The 12167-nt window shown below is 68.6% G+C and carries 15 protein-coding genes; 8 read left to right on the forward strand and 7 right to left on the reverse strand.

Annotation, left to right across the window (positions count from 1 at the left end; translation table 11 throughout):
- Positions 1–133: 133 nt before the first annotated feature.
- Entirely contained in the window at positions 134–811 is a 678-nt protein-coding gene (locus tag ACWEVS_RS27940) for an NUDIX domain-containing protein (protein ID WP_452554008.1), read from the reverse strand.
- Entirely contained in the window at positions 808–1026 is a 219-nt protein-coding gene (locus tag ACWEVS_RS27945) for a hypothetical protein (RefSeq protein ID WP_449923338.1), read from the reverse strand. Before ACWEVS_RS27945 ends, ACWEVS_RS27940 begins: the two co-directional genes overlap by 4 nt.
- Positions 1027–1075: 49 nt before the next feature.
- Here ACWEVS_RS27945 and ACWEVS_RS27950 point away from each other — a divergent pair, with 49 nt between their 5' ends.
- The 5 genes from ACWEVS_RS27950 (at position 1076) to ACWEVS_RS27970 (ending at position 5229) form a co-directional block, all read left to right on the forward strand.
- Positions 1076–1834 (forward strand): DeoR/GlpR family DNA-binding transcription regulator, encoded by a 759-nt coding sequence (locus ACWEVS_RS27950; protein ID WP_449923341.1) that lies wholly within the window; start codon positions 1076–1078, stop codon positions 1832–1834.
- A gap of 224 nt (positions 1835–2058) precedes the next feature.
- Positions 2059–2799: a helix-turn-helix domain-containing protein gene (locus ACWEVS_RS27955; RefSeq protein ID WP_452554009.1), complete on the forward strand. Its 741-nt coding sequence runs from the start codon at positions 2059–2061 to the stop codon at positions 2797–2799.
- A 105-nt stretch (positions 2800–2904) separates the two neighbouring features.
- Positions 2905–4059, forward strand: a complete 1155-nt coding sequence (locus tag ACWEVS_RS27960) for an epoxide hydrolase family protein (RefSeq protein ID WP_452554010.1) — start codon at positions 2905–2907, stop codon at positions 4057–4059.
- 88 nt (positions 4060–4147) lie between these two features.
- Positions 4148–4492 carry a hypothetical protein gene (locus ACWEVS_RS27965; protein ID WP_452554011.1) on the forward strand — a complete coding sequence of 115 codons (345 nt, stop codon included), beginning with the start codon at positions 4148–4150 and terminating at the stop codon, positions 4490–4492.
- Positions 4493–4539: 47 nt separating this feature from the next.
- Positions 4540–5229 (forward strand): SRPBCC family protein, encoded by a 690-nt coding sequence (locus ACWEVS_RS27970; protein WP_452554012.1) that lies wholly within the window; start codon positions 4540–4542, stop codon positions 5227–5229.
- Between the two features lie 54 nt (positions 5230–5283).
- Here ACWEVS_RS27970 and ACWEVS_RS27975 read toward each other — a convergent pair whose 3' ends face one another.
- Positions 5284–5898, reverse strand: a complete 615-nt coding sequence (locus tag ACWEVS_RS27975) for a TetR/AcrR family transcriptional regulator C-terminal domain-containing protein (RefSeq protein ID WP_452416034.1) — start codon at positions 5896–5898, stop codon at positions 5284–5286.
- A gap of 65 nt (positions 5899–5963) precedes the next feature.
- Between ACWEVS_RS27975 and ACWEVS_RS27980 the strand changes: the two genes are divergently transcribed.
- Positions 5964–6374 carry a hypothetical protein gene (locus tag ACWEVS_RS27980; RefSeq protein WP_449923358.1) on the forward strand — a complete coding sequence of 137 codons (411 nt, stop codon included), beginning with the start codon at positions 5964–5966 and terminating at the stop codon, positions 6372–6374.
- Between the two features lie 739 nt (positions 6375–7113).
- Here ACWEVS_RS27980 and ACWEVS_RS27985 read toward each other — a convergent pair.
- From ACWEVS_RS27985 to ACWEVS_RS27995, 3 genes are read right to left on the reverse strand one after another with little or no spacing between them, the layout of a single operon-like run.
- On the reverse strand, positions 7114–8142 hold the full coding sequence (locus tag ACWEVS_RS27985) for an alpha/beta fold hydrolase (protein ID WP_452554013.1): 1029 nt from the start codon (positions 8140–8142) through the stop codon (positions 7114–7116).
- 25 nt (positions 8143–8167) lie between these two features.
- Positions 8168–8668: a DinB family protein gene (locus ACWEVS_RS27990; RefSeq protein ID WP_354908799.1), complete on the reverse strand. Its 501-nt coding sequence runs from the start codon at positions 8666–8668 to the stop codon at positions 8168–8170.
- Positions 8669–8718: 50 nt separating this feature from the next.
- On the reverse strand, positions 8719–9345 hold the full coding sequence (locus ACWEVS_RS27995; protein WP_452554014.1) for a class I SAM-dependent methyltransferase: 627 nt from the start codon (positions 9343–9345) through the stop codon (positions 8719–8721).
- Between the two features lie 85 nt (positions 9346–9430).
- Here ACWEVS_RS27995 and ACWEVS_RS28000 point away from each other — a divergent pair, with 85 nt between their 5' ends.
- Both ACWEVS_RS28000 and ACWEVS_RS28005 read left to right on the forward strand, forming a co-directional pair.
- Positions 9431–10036, forward strand: coding sequence for a helix-turn-helix domain-containing protein (locus ACWEVS_RS28000; RefSeq protein ID WP_449923371.1), 606 nt, complete (start codon positions 9431–9433; stop codon positions 10034–10036).
- Between the two features lie 165 nt (positions 10037–10201).
- Positions 10202–10894 carry a TetR/AcrR family transcriptional regulator gene (locus ACWEVS_RS28005; protein ID WP_452554015.1) on the forward strand — a complete coding sequence of 231 codons (693 nt, stop codon included), beginning with the start codon at positions 10202–10204 and terminating at the stop codon, positions 10892–10894.
- A gap of 228 nt (positions 10895–11122) precedes the next feature.
- Here ACWEVS_RS28005 and ACWEVS_RS28010 read toward each other — a convergent pair whose 3' ends face one another.
- Positions 11123–12136: an ExeA family protein gene (locus ACWEVS_RS28010; protein WP_452554016.1), complete on the reverse strand. Its 1014-nt coding sequence runs from the start codon at positions 12134–12136 to the stop codon at positions 11123–11125.
- Positions 12137–12167 lie beyond the last annotated feature (31 nt).

Consider the following 12167-nt stretch of genomic DNA (forward strand, 5'->3'; position numbering starts at 1 on the left):
CCCCATCACCTCGCCTGTTCCTCAACCACTCACACCCGGAGGGGCTGGACCAGCAGATCGATCCGGGCGGGCCTGCGGCACCCCCTCATCCGCCTCTTGATCCTCTTTCTGGAGCAGAGTTGGGCAGGGGGTGTCAGCCGGTGCTCACGGCGGGGGCGAAGGGGCCGTCCAGGGCGGCCCATTGCAGCAGCAGGATGGTTTTGCCGTCGGTGATGCGTGCGTCGCGGACCATGGCGAGGGCGTCGGTGAAGGGCAGTTCGAGCACTTCGATGTCCTCGCCGTCCTCCTCCAGCCCGCCGCCGTGTGCGGTGCGGTCGGCCGGTGTGTAGGGGGCGGCGTAGAAGTGCAGGCGCTCGGTGACCGAGCCTGGGCTCATGTAGGCGTCGAGGACGTGGGTGAGCGGGCCGAGCGTGATGCCGAGCTCCTCGGCGGCCTCGCGCCGGATGGCGGCGACCGGGTCGTCGCCGTCGAGCAGTCCGGCCGCGGCTTCGATGAGCATGCCGTCGGGGTGGTCGTTGACGTAGGCCGGGTAGCGGAACTGGCGGGTGAGCAGCACGCGCCCGCGGTCGGTGTCATAGGGCAGGATGACCGCGCCGTTGCCGCGGTCATAGGTCTCGCGCTGCTGGGTGACCCAGCGTCCGTCGCGGCGCCGGTAGTCGAAGGTGGTGCGGCGCAGGACGTGCCAGCCCTGGGAGGTGAGCTCCACGTCGCGGACCACGACGTCGGAGTTGCGGTCCAGATCACGCCCGACGCGGTCGAGGCCGGTGCGGCCGCGGTGGTCGGGGACGTCGATGCCGGGGCGGGTGTTCACGCGGTCTCCTGCGGAGTGCGGCGCGGGATCTCGTTCACGTCATGGTAGACGGGCAGCGCGACCCACTCCCCGATCATCGGGACGTGTCCGGCGGCGAAGACCGGCCACGCCGCCGCTTCGAGGCGGGCGAGGTTGGCGGCCATGGCCTGCGGGTCGCCGTCGGTGCCGGAGCGGTAGGGCCCGGCGATCAGGATCAGCATCGGCTTGTCGGTCATGACGCGCTACGATACATGCAGAAACGTGCAAGAACTGGAGAGAACGTGCATGCTGGCTGCTGAACGGCGTGACCATCTGCTGGGCCTGCTCGCCCGCGAAGGCAAGATCGTCGCCAAGGACGTCGCCGCGGACCTGGGCATCTCCGAGGACAGCGTGCGGCGCGACCTCCGCGACCTGGCCGCCGAGGGCCTCTGCCACCGCGTCTACGGCGGAGCGCTACCCGTCTCCCCTGCCGTGGCGGACTACACCGCCCGCAAGACCGTCACCCCCGACGGCAAACGGAAGGTCGCTGCGGCGGCCGCGGCGCTGGTACGGCCGGGCAGCGCCGTGATCCTGGACGGCGGCACCACCGCCCTGGCCGTCGCCCACACGCTCTCGCCGGACCTGGCCTGCACCGTGATCACCCACAGCCCGACCATCGCCGCCGCGCTGCTGGAGCATCCGCGGGCCGAGGTCTTCCTGCTCGGCGGCCGCATCTTCAAACACTCGGCGGTCGCCTGCGGTGCCGCCGCGGTGGAGGCGGCCCAGAACGTCTCGGCTGACCTCTGCCTGCTCGGCGTCACCGGCGTCCATCCCGAGGCGGGACTGACCACCGGCGACGCCGAGGAGGCCGCGATGAAGCGCGCCCTGGCCGCACGGGCCGCCGACACCTACATCCTCGCCTCGTCGGAGAAGATCGGCACGGCTTCACGGTTCCGCGTCCTGCCCTGGGAGGAGATCAGTGGACTGATCACGGACGCCGATCCCGGCCACGCGGTCGTCGAGCAGCTCACGGCACGCGGCGTGGAGGTTCTGGCAGCCGGCTGAAAGCCACGCGCCGAACACGGGAGCGCAGGAGGTAGCGGTTCAGCCGGCCACAGGAAATGACTAGCCTCGGCCGTATGGTGTTCGACTCCGTTCATTTCGATCTCCAGTCCTATGCCGGTTTCGACATGGATCGATACGTTCGGCGGACGCACTGCAGCTGGGAGGACCTCGGCTGACAGTCCTTGCTTGCGCAACGGTTCGACCACGTCCCGCTCGTCGAGGACATGGAGTTGCCGGCCGCGGCGGACGTGCACCTGATACTGCCCGTAGGGGGCCGGACCGTGATGGAGACGCGGATCGATGGTCGATGGAGCCGCCACACCTGGGTACCGGGGCGGCTCGAACTGGGCATCCCGGACCGGCCCGCCGTCCGCCGCTATCGCGCGGACGGCCCGTTGCGCAGCGTGCAGGTCCACATCCCGCGCGGCACCGTCGAACGGACCGCCGAGCAGCTGGGTGGCCGCGCGGTGGACTACGCGAGCATGGCGGCGTCCGTGGCCGCCGGCGATCCGCTGATCGAGGAGGCTGTCCGCGCCGCCGGCTTCGCGGAGGAGACCGGCGACCTGTACGCCGAGTCCGCGGCCGCCTTCCTGGCCGTGCACCTGCTCACCCGCCATTCCCGGTCACCTGGTCAACGGACGCCGGGGCGGGAGGACGCACGCGTCCGCGCGGCGATCGCCGTCATGCGTGACCGGCTGGCCGAACCGCTCACCCTGGCGGACATCGCGGACGAGGTGTATCTCAGCGTCTATCACCTTGTTCGCGTGTTCAACCGAGCAACAGGAGAAACGCCCCACCGGTTCCTCATCCGCTTGCGGATCGAGAAGGCGCAACGCCTGCTGCGGGATACCGACCTCACGGTCGCCCAGATCGCGCCGCTCTGCGGTTTCGCCAGTCCCGGTGCTCTGTCGACGGCCTTCCTGCGGCACACCGGCACCCGTCCCTCGACATATCGCAATTCCTGACCGCACTCCCGGCAATCTCACGCATGGACCCGGGGGTGGCCGGTTTCTAGGGTTTCGTCCATGTCTGAAAACGCGGCGACAACGCCGGAGACCGAGCCTTACCCCATGCGCATTCCTGACCGCGACCTGGCGGACCTGCGGGCTCGTCTTGACGGGGTTCGGCTTCCCGAGCCCGAAACGGTGCCGGACGCCACGCAGGGTATCGGGTTGGACCGGCTGAGCACGCTGCTGGACACCTGGCGACAGCACGACTGGCGGGCCAGGGAAGAGCAGTGGAACACGATTCCGCATTACCGCGTGCGCCTCGACGGCCTGCGGATCGCGTTCTGGCACGTACGCTCGCCCGAGCCCACAGCGCTCCCCTTGTTGCTGACCCACGGCTGGCCGGGCTCCGTCCTCGAATTCGAGAATGTCCTCGGACCGCTCAGCGATCCGGTCGCCCATGGCGGTTCCGCGAGTGACGCCTTCCACGTCGTCGTCCCGGCCCTGCCAGGGTTCGGGTTCAGCGATCGTCCACGCGAGCGCGGCTGGCACCCCGCACGCACGGCGCGGGCGTGGGCCGAACTGATGACCGTGCTCGGCTACGAGCGGTTCGGCGCGCACGGCGGAGACTGGGGCGCGTTCGTCAGCACCGAACTGGCGCGTCTGGTGCCCGAGCGAGTCGCCGGCCTGCACCTGACGATGCCGATCGCCTCTCCCCTGCCGGACGACAGGATCTCGCCGGACCCGGCGGAACAACGCATGCTGGAGCGGCGCGACACTCATCTCGCGGATGGATACGGCTTCGGGATGATCATGAGCACACGCCCGCAGACGCTCGGCTACTCCCTGCTCGACTCGCCTGCCGGCCTGGCGGCGTGGCTCGGTGAGAAGTTCGCCGCCTACTCCGACACCCGACCGGAGGCCGGCGGCGGGGTGAGCGCGTCGCAACAAGTGGACAACATCGCCCTGTACTGGCTGACCGGGACCGGCGCCTCCAGCGCTCGCTGGTACTGGGAGGCCATGCGGTGGGTACCACGCAGCGCCGAAGAAGAGAACGAACAACCGGTGACGGTGCCCACCGCCTGTTCGCTCTTCCCCGCCGAGCCGTGGCCGACCGCCCGGCGCTGGGCCGAGCGGCGCTACCACGACCTCCGGTCATGGCACGAGCTGGACCGCGGCGGCCACTTCCCCGGCCTGGAACAGCCAGACCTTCTGATCTCCGAAATCAGGACCGCATTCCATCACCTACGTCACCGTGCCGGCGATCTCACACGGTGAACGTTCCTCACTCCTGCCTTCCACCGGCGGCCGGGTTCGCCTCCGTCCCCGCGATGACCCGCCACCTTCCCGTCCGAAGGGAAACATCATGACGACCGTGTCCACGCCACCCGCCCGCACCGACCGGCGCACCCCGCCGGCGGTGACCATCTCCTCCTGGGCGGTCCCCGTGATGGTCCTCGGCCAGTTCGCCCTGCTGGCGGGCGTCCCGGTCACGATCGCGCTGGTCGGCGCTCTCCGCCACGTCCGCGATCGGACGGTTCGCCGGGCGGCCACGCTCCTCGCCGTCACGTACGCGATCCCGCTCGTCGTCTGGCGGACGCGGCTCGACGGCGCGCCGAGCCTGTCCAAGGACATTCACCCCGCGTTCGTCGCTTTGATCGTCGCAGCCTCTGCCGCACTCATCGTGGCCATCCGTCGAGCCCGGCGCTGAAGCAGCGTGCCCACTTTCCTCAGTACTCATCAGGAAGCTCAATGACCATGTCCAGCAACAACCTGTCGAACTCCTCCGGGCAGCGATTCCCGACCCGCGCGCGCATCACCGCGCTCACGATCTCGCTCGCCGCGACCGGCGTATTCGCAGGCGACATCTCCGCCGCGCAGGCCGTCACCGCGCAGCCCCCGGCCATCCACCACGCCGCCGCTCACCACGGTGGTGGACTCCAGTGCCGCGGGAAAGGTGTCGACCCCACCGCGAAGATCCGGTACCGGACCGAGGCCTTGATCAAGGCGCCGCTGAGCACCATCTGGAAACTGCAGACCGATGTGGAAGGCTGGCCCACCTGGCAGAGGCCCGTGACCAGCATGAAGCGCCTGGACCCTGGCCCGCTCCGCAAGAACTCGCGCTTCCGGTGGACCACCCCGGTGCCCGCCACTCCCGTCAGCGCGCCCACCACGCTGGTCATCACCTCCACCGTCCGCCAGCTTCGGCACCATGCGTGCATCCGCTGGACCGGGCCGGCGATCGGCGAAGGACTGCGCATCGACCGGGGCGTTCACGTCTGGACCTTCACCAAGGTCAAGGGCGGCGTCCTCGTACGCACCGAGGAGACCCATGCGGGCGACCAGATCGAAACCAACGTGCCACTCGCCACCGACTTCCTCGAAAAAGGTCTTGAGGCCTGGCTGAAAGACCTCAAGAACACCGCCGAAGCGCGCACGAGCGCTTAAGTGCCTGTTCCGAACTTCTGGCCATGGACCGAGGGACGGTGGACACATCCTGGGCTACCGCATGTCGCGGTCTCCGATGATCAGGGATACGCCGGCGTTGAAGATGTCGTCGGGGGTGAGTCCGGCGTGGCGGCCTTCCGCCAGGGCACGGGCGATGGTGGGGAATGTCTGCGCGAACTGTTCGGCGGTCCGGGTGTCCATGGTGTGGGCGCCTGCGGAGTCCTGCTCTTCGATGACGTGGCCGAGGGTGTAGTGGGTGCCGGTGAAGACGATGTTCGCCGCCTCAGCCAGGGGCAGGTCGCGGTCTTCGAGTGTGCGGAGTGCGTGTTCGGCGATGCGGGCGAGGGTGGGTGTGCCGGGTGGTCGGGCGCCGGCCACGACTCGGGCGCCGTCGGGGTAGGCCAGCATTGCCTGGCGCAGGCGGTGGAAGATGGCGGCCAGCCATGGCCGCCAGGACTGGTCTGAAGGCAGTGGCGCGAGCTCGGCGAATTGTTCTTGCAAGATGGCTTCGGCCATCGCGTCCAGGAGCTCCTGCTTGTCGTTGAAGCGCCAGTAGATGGCGGGGGCCTTGACCTGCAGGCTGGTGGTGAGCCTGCGGAAGGTCACCCCGGTCAGACCTTCCTGTTTCAGCAGCGTCAGGGCTTGCTTCACGATCGTCTCTGCATCCACGGCATCCATTGTATAACTGTGTTACATTGGCTTCTATAACGTCGTTATAGAGCGAGGTGTAGATCTTGAACCAGGCACTCGTGGACAGCATGCGGACCTACCTCCAGGCCGGACTGGCCATGGACGTGGACCAACTGGATCAGCTGTATGACCCGGAATTCGAAAACGTGCGGGCGGATGAGTCCGGCCAGACGATCACCCTGACCAAGGCCCAGTTCATGGCGCGCTTCCGCGCGCTGCGCGAACAAGGCCAGTCGGTGGGTGAGTCCATAGACGACATCACCTTCCCGGCCACTACCGACTTCGGCGACCACGCGGCGATCATCATGCGCCGGGTCGAAAACGATGTGCCGGCACTGTATACCTTCATCTGGCGGATGGACGAGGGACAGCCGACCACCATCCTGCGCGAGATCACCTTCGACAAGGACATCAGCTACCTGCTGAAGATGGTGCAGTCCGCGAAGGACGCATAGCGGTATCGGAGGGCGCGCCCCTTGTGGGAGGCGGTCGGCCGGCAGCGCGGACGACTCGACGCCCCATCAGATGATCATCGACCACAGCACTATGGCTTCGTGGTGCTCGGATAAGTGCTCGTAGTCCTGGACGCAGCGCCTGCGCCGGGAGATCCACGACAGCGTCCCCTCCACACTTCTCGGGGCGTCCGCCGTTGCCGTGCAACCAGGCCGGTTGAGGCATGAGCGGCTCGATGGCCTGCCGTTCGGCGTCGGTCATGTCGGTGGTGTAGCAGCGCGTCCAGGCCGGGCGCCGCGCTCCGTGGCCATAGCGGCAGGCCACACGTGAGCAGGCAGTTTCTTTGTGCTACGTCGCCATTTCGCCCATTTATCGGCCACGCAGCGGGCCCGGGGATCAGTTTGTACACGGGCACGGAGCCCGTAGCCGCGCCGACGCCTGGTCCACGTAGGTGGAAGATCTTCCCGGTGAGGGCGTGCGGGACTCCTGCAGGTTACGGATGACCTTGAGGTCACGCCTACAGGGCTACCCCATGGCGTAGGTGAGGATGTGCGTGGTCTTGAAGACGCGGCCGTAGGCGGCGATCGCACTCCCGAGCGGGGTGGGGTTACCCGCCTTTGCTTCGTCGTCGCGTACCAGGCGGCGGTGGTGGCGTGCTCATCCTGCTCCCACTCGCTCCGCACGGGCATCCCTCGCGTCGGTGATTACAGTAAGGACCGCCGACCACAAACAAGAACGGGCTCATCCGTCCAGGAAGCGCACCAGCTCCGCAGTGACGAACTGGGGGTTCTCCTCGACGAGCCAGTGTCCCGCGTGCGGCACGTCCACCGCGCGCACGATCTTGGTCATGCGCGGGGCCACTGTGGCTCGGATCGCGTCGAGCTGCCCCTGGGCGGTCATGAGCAGGGTCGGGACACGTACCGGTGCTGCTGCCGCGGTGTCGCGAACGTCTTTGTCGAGGGCGCGGTAGAGCTCGAAGCCGCCCGACAGGACCTCTGGCCGGCTGTAGGTCCGTGCGTACTCGTTGATCTCGGTGTCGGAGAACGGGGACCGATCAGATGTGCCGCCGAACGCCGTGCCGCCGAACGAGACCTGGGGATAGAACAGCGCCAGGTACTCGCGGACGTCGTCGCGTACGACCGCCTCGGGGACCCGTCGCTGGGAGTGAAAGGCGATGTGCCAGCTCAGTGAGCGGTACGTGGACGCATCGATCCTGGGCCCGGGTAGTGGCAGGTCGAAGTAGCCGAGGCGGGCGGTGTCATCGGGGAATTGGCTGGCGTACTGGAAGGCTACTGCGGCGCCGAAATCGTGCCCGACGACGCGGGCGTCACGTATCCCGAGCCGGTCGGCGATCAGCGTGTGGACGTACCGCGCCAGAGTGGCCTTGTCGTAGCCGGTCGGTGAGCCGGTGCTGTCGCCCAGTCCGGGAAGATCGACAGCGTAGACGGTGTGGTTCTTGGCGAGCGCCGGCATGATCGGCCACCAGCCGTACCAGGTCTGCGGCCAACCGTGTATCAGCACTACCGGCGTGCCGCTGCCGCCGGTCACGTAGTGCATACGGACGCCGTCGACGTCGGAGAACTCGTGTCGGAAGGTGTTCTTGAACTGGGGGTCGTCCTGGGTTGCGACGGCGTAGGGGGGAACGTCGCCGGCTGTCGGCGTGGAACAGGCCGCGGTGCCGATCGTGAGCAGGAGGGTGAGCGTGACGGTCGCCACCGTGCGCGCGGATCGGAAGAAGCGGCGCGACAACAGTCGTGTTGCGGTGATCATGTGGTCCTGTTCTGGAGAAGGTGGATCAGCGCCCGGTCGCGCCGTCGATCAGTTCGCGGAGGATGTCCGCGTGGCCCGCGTGACGGCCGGTCTCCTCGATCATGTGGGTGAGGGCCCACCGGATGCTGGGAGCGGGGCGTTCCGGTCGCGGTCGAGGAATCGGCGCGCCGAGATCGGTGCACCCGTCGAGCAGTTCGTTCGCGCGCCTGACCGTTTCTCGGTAGCGGGCGACGACGTCGGCCACGCTGTCCGCCGGCGCAGCCTGGAACGTCGCCTGCCAGTCGGTGACGTCGTCCCCGAGGAACATCGAGCGTTCGACGAAAGTCAGGTGGTTGAGCAGGCCGAGCAGGTTCGTGCCGGACGGCACCACGGCTGTTCGCGCCTGAGGTTCGGGGGCACCCTCGACTTTCGCGGCGATCGAGGTCCGGAGGTAGTCGAGGAATTCGCGCAGGATCTCGGTCTCGCTGCTTCCGGTCCGGGGCGGCGGGGTGTCGCCGCGGCGGTCGCGGCGCGTGGTGCTGGGCACAGTGGCTTCCTTTCTTTCGCTCTTTCGCCGGGGGCGGGTCTGGTGCCGTGTCAGGCGGTACGTCGGATGAGTAGGACGTGGTCGGTGATCTCGGCGGTGCGCCCGCCCGGTCCGGTCGCGATCCGGCGGGGTGTGTCGGCCCGCTCGACCGTCCATGTCGCCGGGTCCAGATCGATTCCCGCGGCGACCTCCCGCGGGCTCGGGTACCGGACGTCGGGATCCTGGTTCCACGACCATGGCGCGGCCGAGCCGTGGTCGACGACCAGCAGCCGCCCGCCCAGGCGCAGTGCGCGCGCGGCTGAGCGCAGGACGGTTGCCCTGTCCAGGTCGAAGGGGGTGTGCAGGTAGTGGGCACAGATCAGGTCGAATCCACCCTGCGGGAACGACTTGTGCAAGTCGTGGCGCACGGTGATGACACGGTCGCCCAGGCCGCGTGAGCGGGCGAGGACGGCGAGCCGCTCGACCGCCACGGCCGAGATGTCGGCGGCGGTGACGTGCCACCCCTGGCCGGCGAGCCACAGCGCGTCGCCGCCGTCGCCGCATCCGAGGTCCAACGCGTCGCCGGGCGGCAGGCACGTGATCGTCTCGGTGAGGCGCGCATTCGGCTGCGGGTCAATGGCTGCCGGTCGGGCCGCGTGCAGGTCGTCCCAGAACGTGACCGCATCGGTGGTGCTCATCAAGGCTCCTTCTGTCGGGAGCGCTCAGTCTTGCCAGGCGGGCCCGATCTGGCACAGAAACTTGCGGTTCCGGCAAGATGGCCTCATGGATCGCGAAACGGACGACGTCCTTGACGCGGTGGGGCCGCGACTTCGTGCACTGCGTCGTGACCGCGGCATCACCCTCGCTGCCCTCGCGGCGACGACCGGCGTGTCGGAGAGCACCCTGTCCCGGCTGGAGAGCGGGCAACGTCGGGCAACCCTGGAGCTGCTGCTGCCGCTGGCTCGTACCTACGACGTTCCGCTGGACGATCTCGTCGGCGCCCCGCGCACCGGCGACCCCCGGATGCACCTCAAGCCGATCAAACGGTTCGGGATGACCTTCGTGCCCCTGTCCCGGCGGCCGGGCGGAGTGCATGCGTTCAAGATGATCATCCCTGCCCAGCCGAAACCGCTCGAACCGACCCCGCAGACCCATGAAGGCTTCGAATGGCTGTACGTGCTCAGCGGTCGCTTGCGGCTCGTCCTCGGTGAGCGCGACCTGACGTTGCCGCCCGGTGAGGCAGCCGAATTCGACACGTCCTTGCCGCACTGGCTGGGCAGCGCCGACGGCGGCGCGGTCGAGCTTCTCATCCTGTTCGGCCTGCAAGGGGTGCGTCTGCACGTACGCGCCGCCCCTCATCGGTCGTCTCACGGCGAGAGCCGGCGGTGAACTCGGCGCAACCGTCGGGGATGGCGTGGCAGTGAAGAACCGGGAGCGGGCGCCGGTGCTCCTCGGCCCTCGCGGCGCTCGACGAGGCCACGGTTGTCCAGCACCTTAGAGTACACAATTGCATCTAATGGCGGGCTCCGTAAGTCTCCGCGATAAGATGCGCAAGTGGACCGTAAGCGGGAGCGGACCGCGGCTGAGCATGAGGCGATCAGCGCGCAGACGGCGGAACGTCGTGCCGACGCCGGCACGACCCGCGACGGCGGCGCGTCCCGTCGACGCGGCCCCAAACTCCAGGACGCGATCCTCGACGCCGCGTGGGACGTGCTGGTCGAGCACGGATATCACGGCTTCACCTACGAAGCGGTCGCCGCCCGCGCCGGCACGAGTCGTCCTGTGCTCTACCGGCGCTGGCCGCAGCGCGACGACCTGCTGCTGGCCACTCTCGCCAAGTTCTGGCAGCCGATCACGGTGCCCGACACCGGCAGCCTCCGCGATGACGCGATCGGCTTCCTGCGCAACGCCGACGCTGACCGCGCAGGCATGATCACGTTGATGAGCGTGCAGCTGGCGGACTACTTCCGCGACACCGGCACCAGCCTCGGCGAGCTTCGCGACACCCTCCTGCCGCCGGGCCGGCCGACCGCCTTCGAGATGATCGTCGCCCGCGCGGTCGAGCGGGGCGAACTGCCGGACATGCCGCGTTCGTCCCGTGTGGTGAACCTGCCGCTGGACCTGTTGCGCCACGACATGTTCATGACCATGCGCTCGGTGTCGGAGGAGTCGATCGTCGAGATCGTGGACGAGGTGTGGCTGCCGCTGCTGGGGGCGCCCGGGGGCCCGTCCGCCTCACCGGCCTGAGCCTCGCCTGCGACCTGGCCCGCCAGGTGTTGACCGATCCCCTCGGCGGGCAGGTTGGCGCCCGGCCGGGCGGGTGCAGCCCATGCAACGTGTCACTCCCGGCCTGGTGTGAGCGGTCACTCAAGATGTTGATGAAGGTGACACCGACGTTGAGCATGGCCATATGTGGAACGACCCCGCCGAGGGTGCTCAGGCGGGGTCGTGGTGTCCAGGCTGGCGCGGTGATGCTCACTCTGGCGCGGCGGATTCGTTGACAGCGGTGCGGGCGGCGGACTCGTCGACGATGGTCTTGCCGGCGGCGTAGGTGGCCAGCAGGGACAGCCGTCCGAGGTTGTTGACCGAGCGGGGATAGCCGCGGGCGGTCTCGTGGATGAGGGCGATGGCGTCGTCGCTGAAGAGCGGGTCGGAGCGGCCAGCGAGGGTCATGTGGTGCCGGATGTAGTCGGCGGTCTCCTCGGTCGTCATCCCGGTCATGTGGTAGCGGACGGAGATGCGCTGATCGAGGGCGGCCAGCACGCCGAGCTTGATCTTGCGCTTGAGCGTGGGCTGGCCGATCAGCAATGTGGCGAACGGAGAGGAGCTGTCCATGTCGAAGTTGGTCAGCATGCGCACCGATTCGAGCTGGTCGTGGGCCAGCATGTGCGCCTCGTCGATCACGAGCACGGGGGTGCGGCCCCGCTCCGCTTGTTCGGTCGCCAGCATGTCGCTGGCCTGGGGAATCAGGGTGGCCTTCTGGTTCTTGGGGACCCCGCCCAGGGCGGTGACGATGGCGGTGTGGATACCGCGTACTCCGACGTCGGGGTTGCCGAGATAGATGGCGATGTGCCGGGCCGGGTCGAGGCCGAAGATCGCGGCCCTGGTCGCGGCGGTCTTGCCGACGCCGACTTCGCCGGTGACCACGCCCAGCGCTCGTTCGGCGACGCACCAGGCGATGCGGGCGATGGCTTCGGAGTGGGCGGCGTGGCGGTGCAGCATGGCGGGGGCCAGGCCCCGCCCGAACGGGGTCTTCGACAAGCCGAAGTAGCCCTGGAGCTTGTCCATCATGGGAGAGTCGTCGTCACTTTCTCGCTGCCGGGACCGGGCGGTGCTGCGGGCGTTGGAGGGTTCAGGAACGGGGGGCGTCAGACCCGGTTCGGCCTGCAAGACAGGCCGGTCGAGGGGCTGGGGTGGGCCGGTGTCGACTGCCGGAGCGGGGTCGGGGTCGGGGTCGGGGCCGGGCTGGGTGTCGTCCTGGCCGGTCATGTCGCATCATCGCCGGGCTGTTCTTCGTCAA

This window comes from Nonomuraea sp. NPDC003754 (assembly GCF_053605785.1).